The sequence below is a fragment of the Mesorhizobium sp. WSM4814 genome (assembly GCF_055811595.1).
Genome location: NZ_JBVVQT010000025.1, coordinates 15300 through 41085, shown reverse-complemented (window position 1 = coordinate 41085; position 25786 = coordinate 15300). Strand labels below are relative to the sequence as shown.

The 25786-nt window shown below is 62.9% G+C and carries 24 protein-coding genes; 16 read left to right on the top strand and 8 right to left on the bottom strand.

Annotation, left to right across the window (positions count from 1 at the left end; translation table 11 throughout):
• The first annotated feature begins 81 nt into the window (after window positions 1-81).
• The 3 genes from AC0L2V_RS27345 (at window position 82) to AC0L2V_RS27335 (ending at window position 2076) form a co-directional block, all read left to right on the top strand.
• The gene (locus tag AC0L2V_RS27345) at window positions 82-1050 is read left to right on the top strand and encodes an IS1595 family transposase (RefSeq protein WP_473521725.1); all 969 of its coding nucleotides are present in this window, start codon (window positions 82-84) and stop codon (window positions 1048-1050) included.
• Window positions 1051-1104: 54 nt separating this feature from the next.
• On the top strand, window positions 1105-1650 hold the full coding sequence (locus tag AC0L2V_RS27340; protein ID WP_473521724.1) for a Panacea domain-containing protein: 546 nt from the start codon (window positions 1105-1107) through the stop codon (window positions 1648-1650).
• Between the two features lie 249 nt (window positions 1651-1899).
• A complete protein-coding gene (locus AC0L2V_RS27335; RefSeq protein WP_473521723.1) occupies window positions 1900-2076 on the top strand; it encodes a DNA-binding protein in 177 nt (58 codons plus the stop codon).
• Window positions 2077-2109: 33 nt separating this feature from the next.
• Here AC0L2V_RS27335 and AC0L2V_RS27330 read toward each other — a convergent pair whose 3' ends face one another.
• Entirely contained in the window at window positions 2110-2988 is an 879-nt protein-coding gene (locus AC0L2V_RS27330; RefSeq protein WP_473521722.1) for a hypothetical protein, read from the bottom strand.
• Window positions 2989-3148: 160 nt separating this feature from the next.
• On the bottom strand, window positions 3149-4090 hold the full coding sequence (gene gshB, locus AC0L2V_RS27325; protein WP_473508029.1) for a glutathione synthase: 942 nt from the start codon (window positions 4088-4090) through the stop codon (window positions 3149-3151).
• Between the two features lie 443 nt (window positions 4091-4533).
• Here gshB and AC0L2V_RS27320 point away from each other — a divergent pair, with 443 nt between their 5' ends.
• From AC0L2V_RS27320 to AC0L2V_RS27265, 12 genes are all read left to right on the top strand, one after another.
• Complete coding sequence (locus tag AC0L2V_RS27320) at window positions 4534-5301, top strand: SDR family NAD(P)-dependent oxidoreductase (protein ID WP_473508028.1); 768 nt, start codon at window positions 4534-4536, stop codon at window positions 5299-5301.
• Window positions 5298-6239: a 2-dehydro-3-deoxygalactonokinase gene (locus tag AC0L2V_RS27315; protein ID WP_473508027.1), complete on the top strand. Its 942-nt coding sequence runs from the start codon at window positions 5298-5300 to the stop codon at window positions 6237-6239. The genes AC0L2V_RS27320 and AC0L2V_RS27315 overlap by 4 nt, the downstream gene beginning before the upstream one ends.
• A gap of 22 nt (window positions 6240-6261) precedes the next feature.
• A complete protein-coding gene (locus tag AC0L2V_RS27310; protein ID WP_473508026.1) occupies window positions 6262-6903 on the top strand; it encodes a 2-dehydro-3-deoxy-6-phosphogalactonate aldolase in 642 nt (213 codons plus the stop codon).
• On the top strand, window positions 6900-7781 hold the full coding sequence (locus AC0L2V_RS27305; RefSeq protein WP_473508025.1) for an SMP-30/gluconolactonase/LRE family protein: 882 nt from the start codon (window positions 6900-6902) through the stop codon (window positions 7779-7781). Before AC0L2V_RS27310 ends, AC0L2V_RS27305 begins: the two co-directional genes overlap by 4 nt.
• A gap of 95 nt (window positions 7782-7876) precedes the next feature.
• Window positions 7877-8947, top strand: coding sequence for a D-alanine--D-alanine ligase family protein (locus tag AC0L2V_RS27300; protein WP_473508024.1), 1071 nt, complete (start codon window positions 7877-7879; stop codon window positions 8945-8947).
• Window positions 8948-9054: 107 nt separating this feature from the next.
• Entirely contained in the window at window positions 9055-9723 is a 669-nt protein-coding gene (locus tag AC0L2V_RS27295; protein ID WP_473508023.1) for a helix-turn-helix domain-containing protein, read from the top strand.
• A gap of 29 nt (window positions 9724-9752) precedes the next feature.
• A complete protein-coding gene (locus AC0L2V_RS27290; RefSeq protein ID WP_473508022.1) occupies window positions 9753-10823 on the top strand; it encodes an extracellular solute-binding protein in 1071 nt (356 codons plus the stop codon).
• A 10-nt stretch (window positions 10824-10833) separates the two neighbouring features.
• Window positions 10834-11724: an ABC transporter permease gene (locus AC0L2V_RS27285; protein ID WP_023801446.1), complete on the top strand. Its 891-nt coding sequence runs from the start codon at window positions 10834-10836 to the stop codon at window positions 11722-11724.
• On the top strand, window positions 11724-12509 hold the full coding sequence (locus tag AC0L2V_RS27280) for an ABC transporter permease (RefSeq protein ID WP_473508021.1): 786 nt from the start codon (window positions 11724-11726) through the stop codon (window positions 12507-12509). Before AC0L2V_RS27285 ends, AC0L2V_RS27280 begins: the two co-directional genes overlap by 1 nt.
• Window position 12510: 1 nt before the next feature.
• On the top strand, window positions 12511-13620 hold the full coding sequence (locus AC0L2V_RS27275) for an ABC transporter ATP-binding protein (protein ID WP_473508020.1): 1110 nt from the start codon (window positions 12511-12513) through the stop codon (window positions 13618-13620).
• A 24-nt stretch (window positions 13621-13644) separates the two neighbouring features.
• A complete protein-coding gene (locus AC0L2V_RS27270; RefSeq protein WP_473508019.1) occupies window positions 13645-15030 on the top strand; it encodes an NAD(P)/FAD-dependent oxidoreductase in 1386 nt (461 codons plus the stop codon).
• A gap of 25 nt (window positions 15031-15055) precedes the next feature.
• Entirely contained in the window at window positions 15056-15409 is a 354-nt protein-coding gene (locus tag AC0L2V_RS27265; protein WP_473508018.1) for a cupin domain-containing protein, read from the top strand.
• Between the two features lie 63 nt (window positions 15410-15472).
• Here the strand turns inward: AC0L2V_RS27265 and AC0L2V_RS27260 are convergent, their stop codons facing one another.
• The 6 genes from AC0L2V_RS27260 to dnaK form a co-directional block, all read right to left on the bottom strand.
• Window positions 15473-15760: a DUF1330 domain-containing protein gene (locus tag AC0L2V_RS27260; protein WP_091591899.1), complete on the bottom strand. Its 288-nt coding sequence runs from the start codon at window positions 15758-15760 to the stop codon at window positions 15473-15475.
• 17 nt (window positions 15761-15777) lie between these two features.
• The gene (gene pyrF, locus AC0L2V_RS27255) at window positions 15778-16461 is read right to left on the bottom strand and encodes an orotidine-5'-phosphate decarboxylase (protein WP_473521732.1); all 684 of its coding nucleotides are present in this window, start codon (window positions 16459-16461) and stop codon (window positions 15778-15780) included.
• Window positions 16462-16481: 20 nt separating this feature from the next.
• Window positions 16482-17078 carry an NADPH-dependent FMN reductase gene (locus tag AC0L2V_RS27250; protein WP_128174788.1) on the bottom strand — a complete coding sequence of 199 codons (597 nt, stop codon included), beginning with the start codon at window positions 17076-17078 and terminating at the stop codon, window positions 16482-16484.
• 278 nt (window positions 17079-17356) lie between these two features.
• Window positions 17357-17962 (bottom strand): phospholipid N-methyltransferase PmtA, encoded by a 606-nt coding sequence (gene pmtA, locus AC0L2V_RS27245; protein WP_473521721.1) that lies wholly within the window; start codon window positions 17960-17962, stop codon window positions 17357-17359.
• Window positions 17963-18104: 142 nt separating this feature from the next.
• Window positions 18105-19235, bottom strand: a complete 1131-nt coding sequence (dnaJ, locus tag AC0L2V_RS27240; protein ID WP_023801455.1) for a molecular chaperone DnaJ — start codon at window positions 19233-19235, stop codon at window positions 18105-18107.
• Window positions 19236-19546: 311 nt separating this feature from the next.
• The gene (gene dnaK / locus AC0L2V_RS27235; RefSeq protein ID WP_091591896.1) at window positions 19547-21463 is read right to left on the bottom strand and encodes a molecular chaperone DnaK; all 1917 of its coding nucleotides are present in this window, start codon (window positions 21461-21463) and stop codon (window positions 19547-19549) included.
• Window positions 21464-22015: 552 nt separating this feature from the next.
• On the opposite strand from dnaK, the gene AC0L2V_RS27230 reads away from it, so the two are divergent.
• Window positions 22016-25639 (top strand): hypothetical protein, encoded by a 3624-nt coding sequence (locus AC0L2V_RS27230; protein WP_473521720.1) that lies wholly within the window; start codon window positions 22016-22018, stop codon window positions 25637-25639.
• Window positions 25640-25786: the final 147 nt, after the last annotated feature.

Here is a 25786-nt window from a genome sequence, read left to right as displayed (position 1 = left end):
CCACAGATTTTGAGCAAAGGGCGATTATATATTTGACAGACCCAATCGAAAGTGCGATAACGATTCCAAGGAGTTATCGCCATGTCCGTTCTGTCCCGCCCCTACTTCCATAACGAAGCCGCCGCATTTGAGCATGTCGAGGCGATGCTTTGGCCGCAGGGTCCGGTCTGCCATCACTGCGGCTCGATGGAAAAGCACTACGCATTGAAGGGCGTTCGCACCAAGGCTTCGAAGAAGAACCCGAACGGCGTCGAAATCCACGGCCTCTACAAGTGCCGCGACTGCCGCAAGAAGTTCACGGTTCGCATGGGCTCGATCTTCGAGGAAAGCCACCTTCCGCTGCACAAGTGGTTGCAGGCCATCCACCTCATGTGCTCGTCAAAGAAGGGCATTTCCTCGCACCAGATGCACCGGGTTCTGGAATGCACCTACAAGACGGCCTGGTTCCTGTCGCACCGCATTCGCGAGGCCATGCGCTCGGATGACTTCACACCCATGGGCGGCAACGGCAAATTCGTTGAGGTTGACGAAACCTACATTGGCCGTCTGGCGGGCGTTCCCAAGCAGACGACCGGATCGGCTCACAAGAACACCGTGCTTACCCTTGTCGAGCGCGGCGGCATTGCCCGTTCGTTCCATATCGACAGCACGTCGATTGCCAAGGTGGTCCCGATTGTTCGCGCCAACATCGCAAAGGAAACGGCGCTGATGACCGATGAAGCTCATGTCTACAAGCGTGTCGGCGGCGAGTTCGTTTCCCATGGCCGCGTCGAACATGGCGTCAACGAATATGGCCGCATCGAAATCAACGGCGCTGGCGAGCGCATCAACATCAACACCAATACCGTCGAAGGCTTCTATTCGATTTTCAAGCGCGGCATGAAAGGCGTTTACCAGCATTGCGCCGAACACCATCTGCACCGCTATCTGGCCGAATTTGACTTCCGCTATTCAAACCGTTCGGCCATGGGCATTGAGGACAACGTTCGCTCGCTGATCGCTCTAAAAGGTGCAAAGGGACGCCGTTTGGTGTATCGTGAGCGGACTTGAACGCGAACGCGGTATCCCTACGCAAAGTGCATCATACCGCTTAGAAGACGAAGGATGCCTGATAGGCTATATGACCGAAGCCGGCTAAAGAACCTAATTCACTATGTGATTTGGGCCGCTGGCTCTCACCCAAAATTTGGAGCTACCAAGCTCTACAAGATCGCGTGGTTTGCCGACGCTCGTCGCTACATGCTTTCGGGACAATCGATCACAGGAGCCCCCTACATTCGCGAGAAGCGCGGTCCTATCCCGCGAGATGGTATGGCCATTAGGAGTGAATTGGTCAGAGATGGTGCCATCGAACAATGGGAAGACAGGGTCTATGATCGCCCGATATGGCGTTTCAAGGTTTTGCAAAAGCCTGATCAGCATTGGTTCAGCGCTGAAGAAAAAGCGGCCATAGACTATTGGATAAAGCACATTGTCGAGGATCATACGGCAGAATCGATAAGCGAAGAATCCCATGATTACGCATGGGAGATCGCAAAGATGAAAGAGCCACTTCCATTTACTGCGCTATTGGCCTCGCGCATCCGTGAGCCGAACGAGGAAGAGAGAAAGCGTCACTTGGCGCGCGCCAGGGAACGTGGACTTATTTAATGCTTGACGTTTGCGAGGAGGAGGAAGTTCGCCTCGCCGTGAATGACGCATTGGAGAAATGGCCTAGGGCTGAAGATGCGTGGAACATGGTTGTATGGGTACTTTCCCGGGATCAATACGCAGGGCAGCCCTTGGTAGCCCCAATCCGATCATTTGTGTTTGATGGTGCGCGTTCCATAGGTATGCCATCAATCGATGTCTTCTTCGCCGTGGACGGCAGCCGCATCGTAATCAAGGATGTCAATTTTTATGACTCACCCTACGCAAAAGCAGGACACGCCTAAGCCGCAAATCGACAAGTTCCGCGAGGCCGCCCGCGAGCTGGAAACCGACCAGTCAGAGGAAGCCTTTGACCGCGTGTTAAAGAAGGTGGTGAAGGCGCCGCCGCCGAAGGAAGACAAGCCGCCGCAACCTAAGAAGCCTTAGCCAATCCCCCCTAAACGACGAGGCACGGCGTCTCTATTCGGGCGCGCCTATCGGAACCTTTAGCATAGATTCCGAATTCGCCATTTTTTGGGTCTGCTGTTTCAAAAAGTCCTGGAGGATACGGTCAAAACGTTCCCGTCGAATGTGCCACTCTTTGTATGATCTCTGGTATTTTATGGGGAGGTGATCGGCCTCTGGGACTACGGCCTCGCTTATTTGCATTTCAGAGATGCTTTTGAAGTCGGGTGGGATCATCCCGTGGGGTGCAACATTTTCAATTTGCCTATCCCAGTCAGAAATCAATCGGCTTAGCGACGGTTCGCGAAAGTCGTGCGTCGGATTAAGATCGGAAGCGAACCGCTCAATGTGAGTTGCACGCATTTTCGAACTATCGACCATATCCAGTGCGATCTTTTGAAAGGCTGCCGCCCGCCAAAAATCATCTGATGCTTTCGCACGCTGATCGTAGCGGTGTTTGACGGCCTCAACGGTTGCCTTCATCTGTCCTAACGTGCGCGAAACGTCATCGTTGATCCGCTTCGCCACCTCATCGGTGTGCTTGTCTGTTTGCTCTGCTGTCTCTTTGGTCGCCCTGGCTAGACGTGCCGCTGCTTCGTCTTCGGCGGCAACGGCCTGCGTTCCGGCCGACCAGAAAAGGCAACATGCAACCAATAGCAAAACGCCGTGCGTTACCGGATGACCGATGAGGAACCAGAGATAGCCCGCAAGAGTCTCTGCAGGTTCCATCAGGCCGGCACCGTTGAACCATTCAGCGGTGAAATAGCCGGGGATGAGCGCCAGCACGACCGTCCCAATCTTGGTGCGGTGCATTTTTGACGACGCGGCGATAATGCGCCGCGCCCTTTCAATGGCGGGCGGCTTGATCTCAGTCGGTAGCTGATTTTTCCCCATGCGCGGTTCATATCAGAACCGCCTTGCCGCGTCATCGGGTCTGTCAAATATATAATCGCCGAGCAAAGGCAAGAACATTACGGGAACGATCGAACGTTGTGCCTTGATGGCGCCGCATTGGCTACGGATCGGAAAGCCGCTGTTCCGCCAAGCATGGACGCTACTTGCGCTTGTCCTCGACCGCATCCCAGAACAGGCTCGCAATATCGGCGCCACCAAAACGCTGCACCTCGCGCACGCCGGTCGGCGACGTCACGTTGATCTCGGTCATGTAGTCACCGATCACGTCGATGCCGACGAGGATAAAGCCGCGCTCCTTCAGTGACGGGCCGATGCGGGCGCAGATCTCGCGTTCGCGCTCCGTTAGTTCCGTTTTTTCGGCGCGGCCGCCGACATGCATGTTGGAGCGGGAATCAGTCTCGGCCGGCACCCGGTTGATGGCGCCGACCGGCTCGCCGTCGATCAGGATGATGCGCTTGTCGCCGGCTCGCACCTCCTTCAGATAACGCTGAACGATGTAGGGCTCGCGGAACATCTGGCCGAACATTTCGAGCAGCGAGGCGAGGTTGCGATCGGCCTCGTGCAGGTGGAAGATGCCGGCGCCGCCATTGCCGTAGAGCGGCTTGACGATGATGTCGCCGAATTCCTTGCGAAAGGCGGCAACCTCTTGGCTGTCCTTGGCGATCAGCGTTTCCGGCATCAGGTCGGGAAACTCGGTGACGAAGATTTTTTCCGGGCTGTTGCGCACCCAGGCCGGGTCGTTGACCACCAGCGTCCTGGGATGGATGCGCTCGAGCATATGCGTCGTGGTGATGTAGTTCATGTCGAAAGGCGGGTCCTGCCTGAGCAGGACGACGTCCATCTCCGACAGGTCGGTGCGCACTTTCTCGCCGAGTGAATAGTGACTGCCCTTCTCGTCGCGGACCTGCATTTCCTCGACGCCGGCAAACACCTTGCCGTCACGCAGCGACAGCCGGTCGGGCGTATAATGGAACAGCTGGTGGCCGCGCCGCTGCGCTTCCAGCGACAGCGCAAACGACGTGTCGCCGGCAATCGAGACGGTGGAGATGTGGTCCATCTGGACAGCGACTTTCAGGGGCATGGCGGATCTCCGGCGGATCGGATGGGCTGCTTGCCCTTACAACCTCGCCGGTCATCTGCCAATCGCGACATTTTGAGGAGCGCCTGCTGGGCCTCGATGAGGCGCAGGCGGAGCGCCCTTGTCAGTTCGGCTGCGCCGGCGGCAACGATTCCCGTTCGGGGGGCCGGTCGGGTTTCGATGCCACGCTCGGCTATCTCAGAAATTGCCTCCGTGGCACCTTGCGCGTCAAGGCGATCTGACGAGCGACTTGTCAGACATAAGCCCGCGAATTTGCTTTTTCTCCCTTGCTCCCCCGACCGGGCTGGCTAGGATGCGCGCCGACCGAGCCTACGGTGCCGCGCGTCCTTTTGGACGCGCAAACGACGCTGTAGCACTTTGATTTTGCGCATGATCCTTTCCGTAAATCGCAACCGATTTTCGGGGCCATGCGCGAGGAGAAAAAAATGATGCCATCGGCGCGCTTTGCCGACCTTGAGGGCGCTTCGGTGCTGATCACCGGCGGTGGCTCCGGCATCGGCGCGGCGCTGACCGAGGGTTTTGCCCGCCAGGGGGCAAAGGTCGCCTTCATCGACATCGCCGACGCCCCGAGCCTGGCGCTGGCCGACCGCATCGAAAAGGATCTCGGCCGCCGCCCCCTCTATCTCAAGACCGACATACGCGACGTCGAGGCGCTGCGGGCTTCGGCCGCCAGGGCCGCAGAGGCGCATGGCGACGTCACCGTGCTGGTCAACAATGCAGCACTTGACGATCGCCACGCGGTGGAAGACGTCACCGTGGAGTTCTGGGACAACAACCAGGCGGTCAACCTGCGTCCGCATTTCTTCTCCGCACAGGCGGTGGCGCCGGGCATGAAGCGCGCCGGCGGCGGCTCGATCATCAACTTCACGTCGACGTCGTTCCTGATCAATCACCCCGACATGCCGGCCTATACCGCCGCCAAGGCCGGAATCGTCGGCCTGACCAAGGGGCTTGCCGGCAAGCTCGGCGCCGACGGCATTCGCGTCAATGCGATCGCACCCGGCTGGGTGATCACCGAGCGGCAGAAGCAGCTCTGGGTCACCGAAAAGGCGCTCTCCGCCCACGTGGCCAAGCAATGCATCAAGCAGGTGATGCAGCCGGAAGACGTCGTCGGCACGGTGCTGTTCCTGGCGTCGGACGCTTCGCGCATGCTGACCGCGCAGATGCTGATCGTCGACGGGGGCTTCCTGTGAACTCAGCGAGCAACGTGCCTTCTGTGGCCGCCGTCGATTGGGGCACCACCCGTCTCAGGGTCTGGCTGGTCGATGAGGCCGGAAATGTCCTCGCCGAGCGTCGCGGCGACGACGGGCTGATCACCGCGCAGGCGGCCGGATTTTCGACCATCCTCGAAGGACATCTGGCGGCGATGGGCGCGCCGAAAACGATGCCCGTGATCATCTGCGGCATGGCCGGCTCGCGCCAGGGCTGGCTGGAGGCGCCCTATGTCAGCGTGCCGGCGCCGATCGGCGCCATCCTTGCCGGTGCTGCGCGCGTTCCAGGCCAGCGCCGCGATATCCGCATCGTGCCGGGCCTTGCCCAGCGCCAGGCCGACGCGCCTGACGTCATGCGCGGCGAGGAAACGCAGCTTGCCGGCGCCGGTTTGCCGGCAACAAGCCGCCATCTCGTCTGCATGCCCGGCACCCACTCCAAATGGGTGCTGGTCGAGGACGGCGCCGTTGCCGGTTTTGGCACCTGGCCGACCGGCGAGCTGTTTTCGGTGCTGGCGGCGCATTCGATCCTGCGCCATTCGCTGGGCGAGCAGCCCAAGCCGGTTGCACCAGGCAATCCGTTTTTCCAGCGCTGGTGCGAGATCGCGCTGGCCGAGGGCGGCGATGTCACATCGAGGCTGTTCTCGATCCGCGCTGCGGGCCTATTGCAGGACCTGAAACCCGACGATGCCGCTGCTTGCCTGTCCGGCCTGCTGATCGGCGGCGAGATCGCCTCGGCCAGCCGCCGCTATCGAAAAGGCGCGGCGTCGATCGTGCTGGTCGCATCCGGCGCGCTCGGCACCCTCTACACTGAGGCGCTCGGTCTTGCCGGGCTTGCGGTGAGAGCCGTCGATGCCGACGAGGCGGTGCGTGCCGGCCTCATCGAGGCGGCGCGCAAAAATGGCATGATTGCCCAGACATGATCGACAACAGCGGAGTTGCCGCATGACCGAGACCGCATCGTTTCCGAAGCTCGAGCGCGGGCTTGTCGCCATCCTGCGCGGCCTCAAGCCGGACGAGGCGGTGGCCGTCGGCCGGGCGATCTTCGAGGCCGGCATCGAAACGATCGAAGTGCCGCTCAATTCGCCGGATCCGTTTGTCTCCATCGCGAGAATCGTTGAGGCGCTGCCGGCGACGGCATTGGTCGGCGCGGGGACTGTGTTGACCGCAGCCGATGTCGACGGATTGGAGAAGGCCGGCGGGCGGCTGCTGGTCAGCCCCAACATCGATGCCGAGGTCATGGGTCGCGCCATGAATTACGGCATGGTGACGATGCCGGGCGTATTCACGCCGACCGAAGCCTTCCAGGCCATCGGGCTCGGCGCCTCGGCGCTGAAATTCTTCCCGGCCAGCGTGCTCGGCGCGGCCGGGATCGCGGCGATGCGCGCCGTTTTGCCGGCTGAGACGCTGGTCGGCGCGGTCGGCGGCGTGTCGGAGAAGGACTTTGCCGGCTACAAGGCGGCCGGTGTCAGCGTCTTCGGCCTCGGCTCCAGTCTGTTCAAGCCTGGTATGAGCGTCGACGAGGTGGCAACGCGGGCGCAGGCCGCAGTCGCGGCCTGGGACGCAGCGTTTGGAGCAGCGCCATGAGCGAAGCCATCGTTTCGGTTTTTTCCGACCATGTCTGTCAACTCGGCGAAGGCCCGAGCTATGACCCCGCCACCGAAACGCTCTACTGGTTCGACATCGTCAACGGCCAGCTTCTGGAAAAGCCCCTGTCCGGCGGTGCCGTCAAAATCCACGAGCTTGGCCAAATGGCCAGCGCGATCGCCGTCGTCGACGACAAAAGACAGTTGATCGCCACCGAAACCGGCCTGCATGTCCGCGACGTGGCGACCGGCAAAATGACGCTGCATACGGCCATCGAGGCCGACAATCCGGCGACGCGCTCGAACGATTCGCGCGTCCATCCCTGCGGCGCCTTTTGGGTCGGCACGATGGGCAAGGGCGAGGCAAAGGCCGCTGGCTCGATCTACTGGTTCTTCAGGGGTGAATTGCGCCGGCTCTATTCAGACATCACGGTGTCGAACTCGATCTGTTTTTCCGAAGATGGAACCGTTGCCCATTACACCGATACCAGCACCGGCCTGTTGATGCGCGTCGGCTGCGATCCGGCGGCCGGCCTGCCGGCTGGCGAGCCAAAAATCTTCGTCGATCACCGCAAGGCCAAGGGCTATATCGACGGTTCGGTGCTCGATCGCGACGGTGTCCTGTGGAACGCCTGCTGGGGCGGCAGCGTCGTTGAAGCCTACGGGCCTGACGGCAAGCTCATCCGTTCGGTCGCGATGCCGGTGACGCAGCCGTCCTGCCCGGCCTTTGTCGGCAGGAATGCCGACCGGCTGGCGGTCACCTCCGCCTGGTCGGGCAAGGATGAGAAACAGCGCCTGCTGGATCCGCAAGCCGGCATGACGTTTCTGCTCGACATTCCGGTCAACGGCCGCTTCGAGCCGCGCGTGCTGATTGGCTAGGCTGACGTCGATTTCGCGAAAGCCTGATACATCCGCCATGCGATGGTAGGCAGTCGCGCTGCCAGGCCCGTTCATCGCCAGGAATCGTTGATGCCATGTCAAGCCGCAGGCCGAAGCTGATCCTACTCTACGAGCCGGAAAACGCCTGCTTCGAGCGGCTGGTTGCTGATGGCCACGTGCCGGGGCGCGCCGCCGAAATCGCCTCCTATCTGGCGCAATCGACCGACATCGCCCCTGAGTTCGACGCGCTGGCCGCAGCCTGCCAGACGCGCGGCCTGTCCTTCGCGCCGGTGGCGCTCGACGATGCCGCAAATCTGCTTGCCGGTGAGGATCCGAAGACGACGCTGGTGTGGACGCTGACCGACGGCATCGCCTATTTCCGTGGCGGTGCGGCGCCGGCGCTGGCAAGGCTGAACGGCCTGAAGCTGCTCGGCGCCGATGATGCGCTGTTTGCGCTCTGCCAGGACAAGTTCCGCTCCGGCGCCGTGCTCGGCGCACTCGGCCTGCCGGTGCCGCAATCCGGTTTGGCACGCGACGGACGCTGGCTGGTCGAGCCACCGGCTTCGCCAGCCGGCTGGTTCGTCAAGCCGAGCCGGCTCGGCGCCAAGATTGGCATCTGGCCGGATTCGCGCAGCAGAGATCTCGGCCACGCGCTTGAGCTTAGCCGGCGCGTCTTCGCTGCCTATCGCGACGATGTCGTCGTGCAGCCCTACGTCACCGGGCGCAATGCGCGCGCCAGTTTTCTCGGTCTGAATCCGGACACCGGCGTCGAAGCGCTCGGCATCGTCTTTGTCGAGTCGGGAAGTGATTTCCAGACAATGGAAGACAGCCTGGCGCTCTACGGCGACACCGGCGAGGCTGCCAGGGCGGCGGGAACATATGCCGAGCCGGTGCTGCTGCCGGTTGCCGCCAGCCAGCCGCGAGCCGATGCAAGGATCCGACGGATCGCGCAAAGCCTGATCGCCGGGCTTGGCCTGCGGGATGTGTTTTCCGTCGATTTCCGGATCGAAGCCGACGACAGCATCCACCTCATCGAGTTCGAGGTCTGCCCGGGCCTGCCTTGCTTCGATTTCCGCGCCTATTGCCGTACGCAATGGCAGATGGGCCTCGCCGATGCGATGGCCGCGACCGCCGCGAGCCGTTTTTTCGCCTCGCCCACGAAATGAGCAGCGCCCGCGTACGCAGCCGCGCCGACGGGCCAGGACCGTGCCTCGACAAACGGCTTGCGTTCCGACATTTCACTTAATAGGGTGTTAAGTGAAGGAGGCGCTCGGTGAAAGTCGACCCTGCGACATCCCCGGAGGTAGCCGCGCTGGCGACGACGGAAGCCGGCAAGGCCAAGCATGTCGGCGGCCGGATCAAGGCCATTCGCATGGCCCGACGCATTTCGCTTCGCCAGCTGGCCGACATGGTCGGCACGACGGCGAGCTTCATCAGCCAGCTCGAGCGCAATCTGAGCGGCGCCAGTGCCAGCACCCTGATGCGGATCGCGGCAGCCCTGGATCTCGGCATCAACGAGCTGTTCGAGCAGACCGAGGGCGGGTTCCACAAGGTGCTTACCAGAGCCGACCGCCCCCTGCTGCCGATCAGCCACGGTTGCCGAAAGACGCTGCTGTCGCGTCGGCCGATCCATGAATTCGAGGTTTATTCGGGGGAGTTCGACGTCGGCGGCTCGACCGGCGACGAAGCTTACACGCATGGCGGCAAGCACGAGATGTTCGTCGTCCTGAAGGGCACTGTCGAGCTGACGCTGGCAGACGAGCGCTTCGTCATGAACGAAGGCGACAGCATCGAATACGCCACCTCGACGCCGCATCGTACAGAGAATGTCGGCAAGACGCCGGCGCAGGTGCTCTGGATCATCGCGCCCCCGACCAGTGGCGCGGCGGAACTCAATCGATACACGCCCGGACAAGGCTCGCAGCCGGACGGACCGAACTAATGCGGGTGCACATAAATGGGAGATAAAAAATGAAGACCAGGATCGGACAGGTGGCCGCGCTCGGGCTGCTGATGATCACCACAGCAGCGCTTGCGCAGAGCAAGTCGGTGGCGGGCGAGGTGGCAGAGGGCTCGCTGAAGGGCAAGACGCTCACCTTCGTCTCGTATGGAGGCATTTATCAGGATGGTCAGATCGCAGCGCTGAAAGAGTTCGTCGACAAGTCAGGCGTGACGCTGCTCAGCGACGGGCCAACCGAGATCTCGAAATTGCAGGCGCAGGTCGAGTCCGGCAATGTCACCTGGGACGTTGTCGATACCGGCGATTTCCCGCCCTACGTCTATTGCGGCAAGCTGTTCCAGAAGCTGGACTTCTCAAAGATCGATACGTCCAACATTCCGGAGGGCCAGATCAGCGAATGCAGCGTGCCGGCCATGAACTATGGCGTGGTGCTGATGTACAACACCGAAAAGTACAAGGATAACCCGCCCAAGAGCTGGAAGGATTTCTTCGACATCGAGAAATTCCCGGGCTCGCGCGCCCTGGAGGGCAGCGGCGATCTGTCCGGCGGCATGATCGAGCAGGCGCTGCTCGCCGCCGGCGGGTCGGTCGAAAACATGACGGTTGCCGATATCGACAAGGCTATCGAGAAGGTGAAATCGCTCGGCCCGGACACGATCTTCTGGAAGACCGGCGCCGATTCCCAGCAGCTCGCCGAATCCGGCGAAGCCGACATGATCGCGATGTGGACTGGACGTGCCATGACCGCGGTGAAGAACGGCGCGAAGTACACGCCGGCGTGGCAGGACTGGCTGGTGGTGATGGACCAGATGACCATTCCGATGGGCGTCAAGGACCCCGACGCGGCGCATGCGCTGATCAACGCCTACCTCGGCAAGAGCGCGCAGGAGACGCTTGCAAAAACCACCTCGTATACCCCGATCCACAAGGACGCGAAGCCCGAAGTGGACGAGATCACCGCGGCGTTCATGACCAACACGCCGGACAAGCTGAAGCTTGGCTATCAGCAGAACATCAAGTTCTGGGTGGAGAACTTCGAGGTGGCGAACGAAAAGTGGAATGGGTTGATGGCCGGCAATTAGGTCCGCCGCCGTGGCAACGAGAGCAATCGACAGCCGGGACACTGTTCCGGCTGTCACGGCAGACGGCCGGCGGCGCTGGTTTCGTGGACAGGCTTTCTGGCTCGTCGCGCCGGCGCTGCTGCTGCTCGTCATCTGCCTGGGCCTGCCGCTCGCCATCGTGACCTTGCGCAGCTTTTCCGAGCCGCAATGGGGATGGCAAAACTATGCCTGGTTCTTCGGCACACCGGTCAATCTGACGGTGCTTCAGCGGACCTTCGCGATCTCCGCCTGGGTGACGCTGGTATGTCTCATCGCCGGCTATCCCTATGCCTATGTGATGACCGCGGTCGGACCCAGGATGCGGCTCGTCCTCATCCTGTGCGTGCTGGTGCCGTTCTGGGTGAGCGGCGTGGTGCGCACTCTGGCATGGGTCATCCTGCTGCAGGATTCCGGCGTGATCAACTCCGTCATCAGGGCAGTCGGCCTCAGCCCGGTCAAGCTGATCCGCACGCAGACAGGCGTGGTGATCGGCATGGCGCAGGTGCTGTTGCCGTTCATGATCCTGCCGCTCTATTCGGTGATGAAGACGATCGACCTGCGGCTCATGCAGGCGGCACGGAGCCTCGGCGCGAGCCCGGCGCGCGCCTTTGCCCAGGTTTATCTGCCGCTCTCGCTTCCGGGCGTCTACGCGGGCGCCATCATCGTCTTCATTCTTGCACTCGGCTTCTACATCACCCCGGCGCTGCTCGGTGGTCCGCGATCGACCATGCTCTCGACCCTGATCCAGAACCAGGTGCTCAGCCTGCTCAACTGGGGCCGCGGCGGTGCGATGGGTGTGGTGCTGTTGATCGCGACCTTCGTCCTGCTCGCGCTCGCCGCGCCGCTATCGCGTCAACCGCACAAGACGGGCTCGAGGCGCTGATGAAACAGTCCGGTCGAATCCTGCTCGGTCTGTACTGCCTGCTGGTAGCGGTCTGGCTGGTCGCACCGACAATCGTTGTCGTGCCGATGTCGTTCAACGACAAGAAGTCGCTGGCCTTTCCGCCATCCGGCTTTTCCTGGCAGTGGTACCAGAACTTTTTCACCAACCCCGAATGGTCGGCGAGCCTGGTCGGCTCGCTCAAGGTTGCCGTCGTCACGGCGCTGTTCGCCACCGTCATCGGCACGCTGGCGGCATTCGGCCTCGATCGCATGAAAAGTCGCGTCAGCGGCGTGCTGCGCGCGCTGCTGATCACGCCAATGGTCGTGCCGGGGGTGGTGCTCGCCGTCGGAATCTACGCGGTCTATCTCGATACGCGGTTGGTGGGCACCATGACCGGCTTCGTGCTGGCCCACACGATGCTCGCCGTTCCTTTCGTCATCATCGCCGTCTCCGCCAGCCTGGAAGTCTTCGACAAACGGCTTGAGACTGCTGCTGCCAGCCTCGGCGCGACCCGGCTGACGGCGTTCAGGACGGTGACCTTGCCGCTGATCGCGCCGGGCATCCTGTCGGGGCTGCTGTTTGCGTTCGTGACCTCATTCGACGAGATCATCGTCGCGCTGTTCATCACCAGCCCGTATCTGAAAACACTGCCGGTCCAGATATTCTCGAGCATCACCCGGGACGCCGACCCCACCGTTGCGGCAGTGGGCACGCTGCTCTTCATCGTGACGTCGCTGGTGATCGGGGCGGGGCTGCTGATCGGTTCGAGACAGGGAAAACGTTGACATGGCCTCACCATCGACCCGCGGCGCAGCCATAGATCTCAAATCCGTCAGCAAACACTATGGCAGCTTCATCGCCCTCGACAAGGTCTCGCTGCGCATCGAGCCGGGGGAGTTCATGACGCTGCTCGGACCCAGCGGTTCGGGCAAGACGACCACACTCAACGTCGTCGCCGGCTTCACCGAAGTCAGCTCGGGTTCACTTGACGTCGGCGGCAAAAGCGTCATCGGCGTACCGGCGCACAAACGCAATATCGGCGTCGTCTTCCAGCACTACGCGCTATTCCCGCATATGACGGTGAGCAGGAACGTCGCATATCCGCTGACCCTGCGCGGCATCGCCAATCCCGATCGCGCGGCCCGGGTGCGCAAGGCGCTGGACATGGTGAGGATGGCCGATTTCGGCCACCGCTTCCCCAGCGAGCTCTCCGGCGGACAGCAGCAGCGCGTCGCGCTGGCCCGTGCCATCGTATTCGACCCGCCGCTGCTCTTGATGGACGAGCCGCTCGGCGCACTCGACAAGAAGCTGCGTGAATGGCTGCAGCTCGAGATCAAACGGATCCACAGGGAATTGGGCACCACCTTCGTCTACGTCACGCACGATCAGGAGGAGGCCCTGGTCCTCTCGGACCGCATCGCCGTGTTCAACCAGGGACGCATCGAGCAGATCGGCACCGGTCGCCAACTCTACGACGAGCCCGAGACGTTGTTCGTCGGAAAGTTCGTCGGCGACTCGACGATACTGCGTGGTGCAGCCTCCACCTCCGGCAACGAGACCGCCATCGACGTAGCCGGATGGAAAGTGGCCGCCGCCAAACGCCTTGCCGACGGCGCCAAGCCGGTGATGCTGCTGCGGCCGGAGAAGCTGAGCCTCGCCAGGCGGGGAAAGGGCGGACAAGATCGAAACACCCTGCCCGGGCGCATCGGCGAGGCCATCTATCTCGGATCTGGCTCCAAATACGAGGTCGTGCTGGCCGACACCTCGAAGGCGATCGTGCGCTCGACGCTGGAGGCCGAGACCTTCGCCATCGGCGACGAGGTCGACCTCGTATTCGCGGGCAGCGACGTGAAGCTGCTGGCCGACGACGAAAACGCCGATTTCACGCTGACCTAAAATCCTGTCTGGGAAATCGCGACAATGGACGTGAAGAAGAACGGCGACGTTTCATTTTGGTATGCCGACATCGGCGGGGTGCCCGGCTATCGGCCGCCGCTGCAGGGCGATATCGTGGCCGACGTCTGCATCGTCGGGGCCGGCTACACCGGCCTTTGGACCGCCTATTATCTGAAGCAGGCGGCCCCGCATCTCAATATTGTCGTCATCGAGAAGGAGTTCGCCGGCTTCGGTGCTTCGGGGCGCAATGGCGGCTGGCTGTCCGGCGGGTTCTCTTGGTCGCGCGAAAAATATCAGGAGGCAACCTCGCGCGCTGCAGTCATCGCCATGCAGGCGGCAATGACGGGCACGGTGAACGAGGTCATATCGGTTGCGGAAGCTGAAGGCATCGACGCCGACATTCGTCGCACCGACGAACTGCTGGTCGCAACCAACGAGGCGCAGGAGCAGCGCGCCAAGGCGATGTATGCCCATGCCAGATCCTGGGCGCTGACCGACGAGCGCGTCGGGTATATCGATGCAGCCGAGATGCGTCGGCGCATAGCGGTGCACAACGCCCGCGGCGCCTTCGTCATCAAGAAGGTTGCGCGGATTCAGCCGGCAAAGCTGGTGCAGGGGCTCGCCAGGGCAGTGGAGCGGCTCGGCGTCCCGATCTACGAACAGACGACCGTGCTGTCGATCGAGAAGGGCACGGTCGCAACCAACCGGGGCGTGGTGCGAGCCGAAAAGATCGTGCGGGCGACCGAGGGCTTTACCGCGGGAATCGCCGGCCACGAAAGACTGTGGTTGGCGCTCAACAGCGCCATCGTGGTCACCGAGCCGCTTTCCGACAAGCTGTGGAGCGAAATCGGCTGGGATGGCTACGAGGTGCTCGGCGATGCCGCGCACACTTACTGCTACGCCCAGCGCACCCGGGAAGGACGCATTGCCATGGGCGGGCGCGGGGTGCCCTATCGGTTCGGCTCGAAGACCGACGTTCGAGGCGTCACCCAGCAGGCGACGATCGACAAGCTGCATAAAATCCTGACGACGCTTCTGCCGCAGACCAAGGGGCTCAAGCTCGACCACGCGTGGTGTGGAACGCTGGGCGTGCCGCGCGACTGGTGCACGACGGTGGGCTTTGACAGGCACACCGGAATAGGCTGGGCCGGCGGTTATGTCGGCCTCGGCGTTTCCACCTCGAACCTCTCGGGGCGCACTCTGCGCGATCTGCTGCTGGGCAACGACACCGAGTTGACGCGGCTTCCCTGGGTCAATCGAACCGTGCGCAAGTGGGAGCCAGAGCCGCTGCGCTGGCTTGGCGTCCATTCGATGTATCAGCTCTATCGAATTGCCGACGAGCGGGAAGCAAAGGGGCTGCCGCGCACGTCGCGGCTGGCCGCCGTGGCCGATCGCATCACCGGGCACTGAACCGCATCACTTCAGGGATTTAGCAATGATCGACTTCAAGACCTTCGCCCACCTGGCGCATATCGACCTCGGTGAGCCCCAGCCGAAGCCCACCTCGCTGGAAGGCGATCAGATGGAAGCAGCCAACACGCTTTGGACGTCGGAGGATGGCAAGATCGAAGTCGGTGTCTGGGAATGCTCGCAAGGCCGGTTCACCGCGCGCCGTGACACGAATTCCGAGATTTGCCACATCGTGTCCGGCCGCGTGACGCTGCACGGTCCTGGTGGCGCAGCCAAAGATGTCGGACCCGGCGAATTGCTCGTCCTGCCGCTTGGCTGGGAGGGCGAATGGACCATCCATGAGAAAACGCGCAAGCTTTACATCCTGCATTCGGTCTGAACGCCGCGGGCACGTTCGCGACGGTTCCAAATGACTATGCACGCCACGGCTGTGGCCGCTGAACTAAACCCCTTCGACCAGCACGATCTCGCCGTCGGCCACCTTCTGCCGGATCGCGACGGCGCGCTGGTATTCGGGCGAGTGATAGCAATCGTGCGCCGCAGCCAATGACGGAAACTCGATGATCACGTTGCGGTCGCGGCCCGGCCCTTCTGCTTTTTCATGTGCACCGCCTCGTGCCAGGAAAACGGCGCCGAAACGATCGAAAGCCGGTTTGGCGGCAGTGACATAGTCCTTGTAACCTTCCGCATCGCGTACATCGACGCGGGCGATCCAGTATCCCTTCGGCATGCTTGTTCTCCGAATTGTTAGGCCGAGCGCATTTCGTCAAGAATTGCTTCCGCGACCGCTCGCTTGTCGGCGGCGCTGACGATCGGCCGGCCGACGACGAGATGGCTGGAGCCGTTGCGGATCGCCTGCGCCGGCGTGACGACGCGTTTCTGGTCGCCATGGTCGCTGCCCTTGGGCCGTATCCCCGGCGTGACGACGGCCATGTTGGGGCCGACGATCCGGCGCACCGCCTCCGCTTCCTCGGCCGAGCAGACGATGCCGCCCATGCCGGCATGCAGCGCCTGCTCGGAGCGCCTCAGCACCAGCGTATGCGGGTCATGCTCATAACCGGCGTCGATCACGTCCTGCTCGTCCATCGAGGTCAGCACGGTGACGCCAAGCAGGCAGAGATCGCTGCCCCTGGCGGCCGCGACCGCTGCCTTCATCGTCTTCGGATAGGCGTGCAGCGTCAGCATGGTCATGCCCATCCTGGCAATGGCCTCGACGCCCTTGGCTACCGTGTTGTCGATGTCGAGCAGCTTCATGTCGAGGAAGATCCTGGTGCCGCCGCTGGCGAGCTCGCGGGCGAAGTCGAGGCCGCCGGCGAAGGCGAGCTGATAGCCGATCTTGTAGAAGGAGACAACCCCGTCGAGCTCGCGCACCACCGTCTCGGCGTCCTTCAGCGTCGGCACGTCGAGGCCGACGATCAGCCTGTCTTGCATGGTGCTGGCGCGCTCCTGGATCACGCCTCGATCCGCGTCGACAGCAGGCGCGAGGTTTCGATCAGCGTGCGGCATAGGTGCTCCATCGATCTGTGCAGTCGCTCGTCCCTGAAATTCCCGTCCTCGTCGAAGGCGTTGCCGCCCTCCGGGACAGAGCACTCCGGCGTCACCACCTCCATCTGGCAGCGCACCAGCACGGCGCGCAGATGGTTGATGCAGCGTACCCCGGCGAAATGTCCTTTGGAAGACGAACAAAGGCCAGCGGGCTTGCCGGTGAACGGCCTGAACGACCGCCCGTCATCCGTGCGCACCCGGCTCACCCAATCGATGGTATTCTTGAGCAGCGGCGGGATCGAGCCGTTATATTCGGGCGTCGCGATCAGCAGCCCGTCATGGGCCGCAATTTGCCGGGCAAGCTTGATGGCGTTCTCGGGAATGCCTTTCTCCTTTTCCAGGTCCTCGTCGAGGATCGGCAGCGGATAGTCGGCAAGCGAGATGCGGGTCACCTCGGCGCCGTGCAGGGCGAGTTCCTTCTGCGCCACATCGGCGGTCCTGCCGCTGTAGGCGCCAGAGCGATTCGAACCGGCGAAGACGAGAATTTTCGCGATCACTGCCATCGGGCCCCCTTGTTCCCGGACAGGTACAGCCAGGGATCTGTCAAATCAACGCCAACTTCGTCATCCCTGGGCGGAGCAGGAGCGAAGCTCCGTCGCGGAGACCCTGGGATCCATTCCGCGACCTTGGCCGCGGAGTGCCGCGGAGCAGAATTCTGTACCGCTGCGGTGCTCAGATGTCCCGGCATGGATTCTCGGGTCTGGGCTGCGTCGCTACGCTCCCGTGGATGACGAAGTGACGCGCGTTTCCACTAATCGCCGAACGGCTTTGCGCAGAGAAGCTAATGCGCCCCGCGCCGGTAGATCCACAGCTGCGTAGGAGGGATGTTGCGGATGACGAAATGGAAATGCTCGACCGTGTAGTCGCCGCGGCCGGGCGGGATCGGCGACAGCGGGCCGTAGGTCAGCTGCACGACCGGGCGGCCTGTCGGGATGCGGTCGAGAAGGCTTTCGACGTAGGCGACGCGCTGTTCGACCGGGAAATTGAGCAATGGCACGCCGGAGATGACCGAATCGAAGGTCAGGCCGCTCTTGTCGCCGAGCGTCGCATCGAGATTGAAGGCATCGCCCTCGATGACGTTGACGTCGGGATAGAGCTGGCGCAGATGGCGCACGAAATCGGGGGAGTATTCGACTGCGTAGAGATTTTCAGGCTTTACGCCGTGGGCGAGGATGGCTCGGGTGATGACACCGGTGCCGGGCCCGACTTCGAGCACCGGCAGGCCCGACATCGGGTTGACGACGGAGGCCATCTTGCGGGCCGTGATGGAACTGGTCGGCACGATCGAACCGACCGCCTTCGGCTTGTCGATCCAGCCCTTGAAGAACTTCAGTTCGTCGTCGAACTTCTCTGCCAGCGTCTTTCGCAGTCCGGGACCATGTGCCATGCAAGTTCTCCTGAACGGTCCCCCGAGTGGCTACTTAGCAGCTACGGGCTTCAAGGCAAGGCGGACGCCGGTATAAGGTGTTGATGACGCTAGGGGAGCTTCCCCTCGGCTGTATTCTACATCCGATCGGCGAGAGTCGCCATCAGCGCTCGCTGAAGGTCTCGAAAAAGTCCTTCATGCGGGCGAAAAAGCCGCTCGACTGCGGCGAATTATCCTTCGAGGAAAGCTGCTCGAACTCCTCCAGCAGCTCGCGCTGGCGGCGGGATAGGTTCTGCGGCGTCTCGACCGCGGTCTGGATGTAGAGATCGCCGACATTGTGCTGGCGCAGCACCGGCATGCCCTTGCCCTTGAGGCGGAACTGGCGGCCGTTCTGGGTGCCTTCCGGCACCTTGACCTTCGTCTGGGTGCCGTCCAGCGTCGTCACCTCGAAGGAACCGCCAAGGGCAGCCGTCGTCATTGAGATCGGCACCTTGCAGTAGAGATCGGCGCCGTCGCGCTGGAAGAATTCGTGCGGCTTGACCGCCAGGAAAATATAAAGATCGCCCGACGGGCCGCCGCGCAGGCCGGCCTCGCCCTCATTGGCAAGGCGGATGCGGGTGCCGTCCTCAATGCCGGCCGGGATGTTGACCGACAGCGAGCGCTCCTCGGTGACGCGGCCCTGGCCGGCGCATTTCGCGCACGGCTCCTTGATGGTCTGGCCACGTCCCTGGCATTGCGGGCAGGTGCGCTCGATCGAGAAGAAACCTTGCGTGGCGCGCACCTTGCCGTGGCCGTTGCACATCGAGCAGGTGACGGGCTGGGTGCCGGGCTTGGCGCCGCTGCCGGAGCATTCCATGCAGGAGATCGATGCCGGCACGTGGATCTGCGCCGTCTTGCCGGCAAACGCCTCCTCCAGTGTGATTTCCATATTGTAGCGCAGGTCTGCACCGCGCTCGCGTCCGCCTGACGAACGGCGCTGACGCCCACCCATCATGTCGCCGAAAATATCCTCGAAGATGTCGGCGAAACCGCCGGCGCCGAAGCCGTGTGCGCCGCCGTTCATGCCGCCCTGTTCGAAGGCGGCGTGGCCGAAACGGTCGTAGGCCGCCCGCTTCTGCGGATCCTTCAACGTCTCGTAGGCTTCGTTGATTTCCTTGAACTTGTGCTCGCAGGCATGATCGCCGGGATTGCGATCGGGGTGGAACTGCATGGCCAGCTTGCGAAAAGCGCTCTTGAGCTCCTTCTCGTCGGCCCCCTTTTGCACGCCCAGCGTTTCGTAGAAATCAGCTTTCATCTTTTCCCGCAGTCCGGATATTCAACGTCTTGAAGCACTTTGCGTCGTTCGCCGGCACGCTGTTCCGATTTAGGTGCGATGGAGCCGGGATGCCAGTGTTGACACGGGCTTGCCCGCACTTTTTCGATCAGGCGCGCACTTTTTCGGCCAGAGTGGCAAAAAAGCCCGGCTTTACGCCGGGCTTTACTACAGCGCCGCGCGTCCTGTTGGACACGCAAAGGACGCTATAGCACTTTGATTTTTGCGCATGATCCTTTCCGGAAATCGATTCCGATTTCGGGGTCATGCGCCTAAACCTGCCGGCAGGCCGCTTAGGCCGACTTCTTCTTGTCGTCGTCCTCGTTGATTTCCTCGAAGTCGGCGTCGACCACGTCGCTGTCCTTGGCCGCGTCCGCCTTGGCGTCAGCTTCCGCGGCTTCCTTCTGCGAAGCCTCATACATGGCCTGGCCGAGCTTCATTGAGGTTTCGGCGAGCGCCTGCGTCTTGGCTTCGATCTCGGCGGCGTCGTCGCCTTCGGCAGCGGTCTTCAGCGCTGCGATCGCATCGGCGATCGCCGTGCGGTCGGCCTCGGAAACCTTCTCGCCATATTCCTTCAGCGACTTTTCCGAGGAATGCACCAGCGCCTCGGCCTGGTTGCGGGCCTCGACCAACGCGCGCCGCTTCTTGTCGGCCTCGGCATTGGCTTCGGCGTCCTTCACCATCTTCTCGATGTCGGCGTCCGAAAGGCCGCCAGACGCCTGAATGCGGATCTGGTGCTCCTTGCCGGTGCCCTTGTCCTTGGCCGAGACGTTGACGATACCGTTGGCGTCGATGTCGAAAGTGACCTCGATCTGCGGCACGCCGCGCGGCGCCGGCGGAATGCCGACCAGGTCGAACTGGCCGAGCGCCTTGTTGTCGGCGGCCATTTCACGCTCGCCCTGGAAGACGCGGATGGTCACGGCCGATTGTGAATCCTCGGCAGTCGAGAACACCTGGCTCTTCTTGGTCGGGATCGTCGTGTTGCGCTCGATCAGCCGCGTGAACACACCACCCAGCGTCTCGATGCCGAGCGACAGCGGCGTCACGTCAAGCAACAGCACGTCCTTGACGTCGCCCTGCAGCACGCCGGCCTGGATGGCGGCGCCCAATGCGACGACCTCATCCGGATTGACGCCCTTGTGCGGCTCCTTGCCGAAGAACTGCTTCACGATCTCCTGGATCTTGGGCATGCGGGTCATGCCGCCGACCAGGACGACCTCGTCGATTTCGCCGGCCTTCAGGCCGGCATCCTTGAGCGCCGCCTTGCAGGGTTCGATCGTGCGCTGGACGAGATCCTCGACCAGGCTCTCGAACTTCGCCCGCGTCAGCTTCAGCGTCAGGTGCTTGGGGCCGGTGGCATCGGCGGTGATGAAGGGCAGGTTGATCTCGGTCTGCGTCGTCGACGACAGCTCGATCTTGGCCTTTTCGGCCGCTTCCTTGAGGCGCTGAAGCGCGAGCTTGTCGCTGCGCAGGTCGATGCCCTGTTCCTTCTTGAACTCGGCCGCCAGATATTCGACCAGACGCATGTCGAAATCCTCGCCGCCGAGGAAGGTGTCGCCATTGGTCGACTTCACCTCGAACACGCCGTCGCCGATTTCGAGCACCGAAATGTCGAACGTGCCGCCGCCAAGGTCATAGACGGCAATGGTCTTGCCTTCCTTCTTGTCGAGGCCGTAGGCAAGTGCGGCCGCGGTCGGCTCGTTGATGATGCGCAGCACTTCCAGGCCGGCGATCTTGCCGGCATCCTTGGTGGCCTGGCGCTGGGCGTCGTTGAAATAGGCCGGAACGGTGATCACCGCCTTCTCGACCTTCTCGCCGAGATAGGCTTCCGCCGTTTCCTTCATCTTCTGCAGGATCATTGCCGAGATCTGGCTGGGCGACTGCTTCTTGCCGCCGGCCTCGACCCAGGCGTCGCCATTGTCGCCCTTGACGATCTGGTAGGGGACAAGCTTCTTGTCCTTTTCCGTAACCGGATCGTCATAGCGGCGGCCGATCAGGCGCTTGACCGCGAAGATGGTGTTTTCAGGATTGGTGACCGCCTGGCGCTTGGCCGGCTGGCCGACGAGGCGCTCGCCGTCGCTGTTGATGGCGACGATGGATGGGGTCGTTCGCGCGCCTTCCGCATTCTCGATGACCTTCGATTCCTTGCCGTCCATGATGGCGACGCAGGAGTTGGTGGTCCCCAGATCGATACCGATTACTTTTGCCATTTTTCTAATCTCTCCGCTAAGCAGGCTCTCAGGACCCGTACAGGCGTTCCGACGAAAGCCCCTGTTCACAAGAAATTCCGCTTCGGCAACCGGCATTCCGGCGCCGAACGGCTTGGCGCGTATATAAGAACAGGCTGCGCGGCGCGCAAGCATTCTGCGCAAGGCATCCAACACATCCTTTTCCCGGCCCGGCCAGGGTTCTCCGGCCCATGAACCTTTCCGCGTCGGTTCGCGACTGACACCCAGATGCGCTGCGTGGTGCGGCCCTGGAAAGGAAAGGCCATGACTGGAAATCCAGGCTCAGCGCGACCACCGCTTTCGGGGTGGGGTCGCTATGCCAGGCGTTCCGCTGGTTGCGTTGACCATGCGTAAGAGCCGGCATATCGTGATTACGAGGAAAGCAGACAAATTCGATCAGGGAAAACGTGCCGGAACGTCGCGCCTTGCCCTGATTTGCGCGGAAACACCGGATGTTTCTCCCGTCGGGGGAATTCCATGTCTTGCGACCACGGCGCGTTCGTACGCTCTCGTGCTGGCCGTTTGCGCCGTGCGATGCAACCGGCCAGCGGCTTTCCGGCGTTGGCGCTCGCCACCATCCTGTGGCTTGGCGGTGCCGTGCAGGCGCAGGAAACGCAGATCATCTATCCAGGCTCGATGGCGGTGACCGGATTTTCCGGTACCGTCATTCGTGATCCTGAGGAGGGCCTGCCGCCCAGCGTCGACCCGGTCGACGAGACCTTTATCGACACGACGCGCGCAACCTTGCGCGTCTTTGACGTTTCAAGGCTGGGCGGGCGGGCCTCCGGCCAACTCGTCTTCACGCCGCCGCCCTTCGAAGTGACGGCCGGGCAGATCGGCCAGTTGTTCGGCATCACCTATGACGACGGGGTACGCGACGGTGCTCCCTCGGGCATTGCGAACCTCTATGCCGGCGCCACCTCGCTGCATGGCGTCCGCATCGTCACGTCAGACGAAGATGCGGACGGTCGTCCCGAGCGGCAGCGTCGCGGTGCTGCCGGCGCCACCTTCATGGATGGCCAGTTCGGCACCGAGAACGGTGGCGGACCGGGCACGATCTGGAAGATCGACGGCATCACCGGCCAGGTCAGCAAATTCGCCGACCTCGACACCAACAGCGGCCCTGGCATCGGCGACGTCACCTTCGACACTATCCGCCGCCAGTTCTTCGCCAGCGACCTCGACACCGGTCTCATCCACCGCATCGACGCCAACGGCACGCTGGTCGACAGGTTCGACCATGGCGTTGCCGGACGCCCGGCGCACGGGCTGGTCCCGCTTGCCGACGATGGCCTGGTGATGGACATCGAGGATGCTGCCTTCGAAAGCGAGGACCCCGACAGCTGGGGTTATACGCAGGATGAGCGTCGCGTCTGGTCCGTCGCCTATCACGGCGGCCGCCTCTATTATTCCGTCGCTGAAAAGGCCGAGCTCTGGTCGGTGGGCGTTGCCCGCGACGGCAGCTTTGCTGGCGACCCGCGCTGGGAATTGACGGTCAAGGCCGACAACGACCACGCCGTCACCGACATCGCTTTCGACATCAGCGGCTTCATGTACCTGGCCCAGCGCGGCCCGGTGGAAAACCGCTACGACTACAGCCGGTTCGCCGATACCGGCACGGGCGAGGTCCTCCGCTACGGGCGCGAAAACCCGGAAGATCCGGCGACGGAATCAATCTGGGTGGAAATGCCGCAGGACTATGCGGTCGGCTTCCCGCAAGACAATCGGCAGTCGGCTGGCGGCCTCGACCTGCAATATGGCTATGACGCCGACGGCAATCTCGACGCGAGCATCTGCACCGAGACGCTGGTCAAGACCGCAGACAAGTTGCGCGACAACCCCGCGCTTGCCGAACGGCTTGCCGGCGGCGGGCCGCTCGCCGTGCACGGTGTGCAGATCACGCCGACGGCGCTGGTCAAGCCGGCCAACGTGCCGCCTTTCGGCGCGTGGTTCGTCGACTTTGACGGCTATTTCGAAGACCCCGAGGTAGAAGGCCCTGAGGCAGAAGGGCATGTCGGCGACGTCGAAGTCTGGCATCCCTGCGAAGGCGGTGCCGGCTACAATGAGCAGATACCGGGCGGCGGTTACCTGCCGCCTTTCTATCCGCCTGATTTTCCGCGGCCCGGCGGCGTGCCTCCTTGCCTCGACAACGACCGCGACTGCGCCTCGATCCCGATCTGCCGGCGTGGCGACCGGGGCCGCGACTGCCGGCCGCCGGTGGAAAAGAAGGTCGATTTGATCCTGAAGAAGCGTGCCCGCACCCCGGTCTGCACGGCAGATGGTGTCTGCACCTTCGTGATCGATATCATCAACAACGGCAACGTCCGCTACGACGGGCCGCTGACGGTTACCGACACCTATCCGGGTGGCGTGCCGGCATCGTCGAGCTTCGGCCCGATCCCGACATGGACATGCGGACCGAACGGCCCCGGCCAGTTCCGTTGCGACAATGCCGGCATCGTGCTCTCGCCGGGCGCTTCCACGCCAATCTTCGTCAAGGCGGTGATGCCGGCCGGCTACCGGCCAAACACGGTCGAGAACTGCGCCGAGGTGAAAGCCATCCCCGGCGAGAACGACCTCACCAACAACAGGGCCTGCGCCAGGCAACGCATCCGCCATTCCGACAGCGGCAAGCCGGCCATGCGCCTCACCAAACTGTGCAGCGGAGCGCTGGCCGGTGCTGCGGCCGTCACCTGCCGCATCAGCGTCATCAGCACCGGCACCAGTGCCCCCACCGGTCCGGTTTGGGTCAACGATGCCGCCACGCTGGTGGCTGGAGGCGCGCCCGTTCAGATCCAGACCGTCACTCCCGACGGCGCGGAATGGACGTGCGAACCGGTTCCGGCCAATGCGTTGTCGTGCCAGATTCCCGGCGCCGTCATGACGCCCGGAACCAGCCGTCACTTCGACGTGGCGCTTGCAGCGAATGGCGTATTCGAGAACTGCGCACGCGGCTCCTACGGCCCGGCGCCAGGAGACGACGTCGTCCATCCGATCGGCAGGGCCTGCGCCAAGGGCGGCGGCGCCTCGACCATCCGTGTCGAGAAAACCGGCGATGCCGAGTGCCGGGTCGGCCAGCCCTGCTCGTTCGAGATCACCATCGCGAATGATGGGAAAAACGCCTTCTCCGGTCCGGTTCGCATTGGTGATGCGATCGGTGTCGAAGGCCTCGGCCGGCTGGAAGGCGTGGCGATCACCTCGATCGACCCGCCCTTCGGTTGTGCGCCGGAACCGGCGACCTTGCCTGCGTCCTGCATCGCCAATCTGACGCTCGGCGCCGGGGAAAGCCACGTTCACCGTGTGACCGCGATCATTCCCGACGACGGCCGCCTGGCCGATCTGCAGGGCGCCGTCAGCGGCCAGAACTGCGTCGGCGTGCTGTCGCCCGACACGCCGGTGCGAGGTGCGGGCAAAATGCTCTCCGGCGACCTGACCAGCGTGCAGGGCGATCGCGGCAAGGCCTATGCCTGCCATCCCTTCACCATCAAGAATAATGAGGGGAAGAAGGCGTGCTCGCAGGGCCTCGTCATGAACGACGCCGGCCGCTGCGTCTGCCCGCAAGGCGCCACTTTCCGCAACGGCCAGTGCTCGTCGGCTGGCGGCACGGTCATCATACCGAAACCGAAGGAGCGCTGCGTGCTGCTCAAGGGCCAGATCCGTACCTCCGACGGACGTTGTGTCTGCCCGCGCGGAACCGAGCTGTATAACCGCAGGTGCGTGTCGACCGACGAGCCGCCGGCACGCCTGTGCAAGCTGCTGCCTGGCCAGATCCGCACCAAGAGCGGCGATTGCGTCTGTCCGAGACGGACCGAACTGAGGGGCAGGGCCTGCTTGCCGATCGTCAAGCAACCGACGGTTGAACTGTGCACCATCCGCGGCCAGGTTCACAACAAACGCGGCGCCTGTGTCTGCCCGCGCGGGACCGAGGTGATCAGAGGCGCATGCCGCCGGGCGCAGCTGGAGTGCGCGCCTGGTTCACGGCTGATCAACGGCCGGTGCCAGCCGATCATCAGGCGGCGCTGCCCGGTCGGGACAGTCGGACAGTATCCGGACTGCCACCCTATCCGCAGGGCGCCGACGCTGCAGATCAATCCGAACCTGCTGCTGAACCCGAACATCCTGCAGCAGCCGAGGCGCAGGCCGCGGACTCTCCAGTAGGGGACCGGGCGCGCAACAGTCCGTCACCTTGGACCGCAACACAAGACCTCGCCTGAGCAATCCGGCGGGGTTTTGGTGTTGGTCGGACGCGTTTCAGCCGCTGCGTGAACCTTATCGCCGCAGTCGGCGACAAACTCCCCGAAGCAA

Coding starts and splice junctions, on each gene's coding strand:
- AC0L2V_RS27330 (WP_473521722.1), bottom strand. CDS start 2,988: ATGGGGAAAAATCAGCTACCGACTGAGATCAAGCCGCCCGCCATTGAA.
- AC0L2V_RS27335 (WP_473521723.1), top strand. CDS start 1,900: ATGACTCACCCTACGCAAAAGCAGGACACGCCTAAGCCGCAAATCGAC.
- AC0L2V_RS27300 (WP_473508024.1), top strand. CDS start 7,877: ATGTCAAGCCGCAGGCCGAAGCTGATCCTACTCTACGAGCCGGAAAAC.
- dnaJ (WP_023801455.1), bottom strand. CDS start 19,235: ATGAAAGCTGATTTCTACGAAACGCTGGGCGTGCAAAAGGGGGCCGAC.
- AC0L2V_RS27275 (WP_473508020.1), top strand. CDS start 12,511: ATGGCCTCACCATCGACCCGCGGCGCAGCCATAGATCTCAAATCCGTC.
- AC0L2V_RS27265 (WP_473508018.1), top strand. CDS start 15,056: ATGATCGACTTCAAGACCTTCGCCCACCTGGCGCATATCGACCTCGGT.
- pyrF (WP_473521732.1), bottom strand. CDS start 16,461: ATGCAAGACAGGCTGATCGTCGGCCTCGACGTGCCGACGCTGAAGGAC.
- gshB (WP_473508029.1), bottom strand. CDS start 4,090: ATGCCCCTGAAAGTCGCTGTCCAGATGGACCACATCTCCACCGTCTCG.
- AC0L2V_RS27260 (WP_091591899.1), bottom strand. CDS start 15,760: ATGCCGAAGGGATACTGGATCGCCCGCGTCGATGTACGCGATGCGGAA.
- AC0L2V_RS27290 (WP_473508022.1), top strand. CDS start 9,753: ATGAAGACCAGGATCGGACAGGTGGCCGCGCTCGGGCTGCTGATGATC.
- dnaK (WP_091591896.1), bottom strand. CDS start 21,463: ATGGCAAAAGTAATCGGTATCGATCTGGGGACCACCAACTCCTGCGTC.
- AC0L2V_RS27280 (WP_473508021.1), top strand. CDS start 11,724: ATGAAACAGTCCGGTCGAATCCTGCTCGGTCTGTACTGCCTGCTGGTA.
- AC0L2V_RS27230 (WP_473521720.1), top strand. CDS start 22,016: ATGCAACCGGCCAGCGGCTTTCCGGCGTTGGCGCTCGCCACCATCCTG.
- pmtA (WP_473521721.1), bottom strand. CDS start 17,962: ATGGCACATGGTCCCGGACTGCGAAAGACGCTGGCAGAGAAGTTCGAC.
- AC0L2V_RS27305 (WP_473508025.1), top strand. CDS start 6,900: ATGAGCGAAGCCATCGTTTCGGTTTTTTCCGACCATGTCTGTCAACTC.
- AC0L2V_RS27270 (WP_473508019.1), top strand. CDS start 13,645: ATGGACGTGAAGAAGAACGGCGACGTTTCATTTTGGTATGCCGACATC.
- AC0L2V_RS27250 (WP_128174788.1), bottom strand. CDS start 17,078: ATGGCAGTGATCGCGAAAATTCTCGTCTTCGCCGGTTCGAATCGCTCT.
- AC0L2V_RS27345 (WP_473521725.1), top strand. CDS start 82: ATGTCCGTTCTGTCCCGCCCCTACTTCCATAACGAAGCCGCCGCATTT.
- AC0L2V_RS27340 (WP_473521724.1), top strand. CDS start 1,105: ATGCCTGATAGGCTATATGACCGAAGCCGGCTAAAGAACCTAATTCAC.
- AC0L2V_RS27320 (WP_473508028.1), top strand. CDS start 4,534: ATGATGCCATCGGCGCGCTTTGCCGACCTTGAGGGCGCTTCGGTGCTG.
- AC0L2V_RS27310 (WP_473508026.1), top strand. CDS start 6,262: ATGACCGAGACCGCATCGTTTCCGAAGCTCGAGCGCGGGCTTGTCGCC.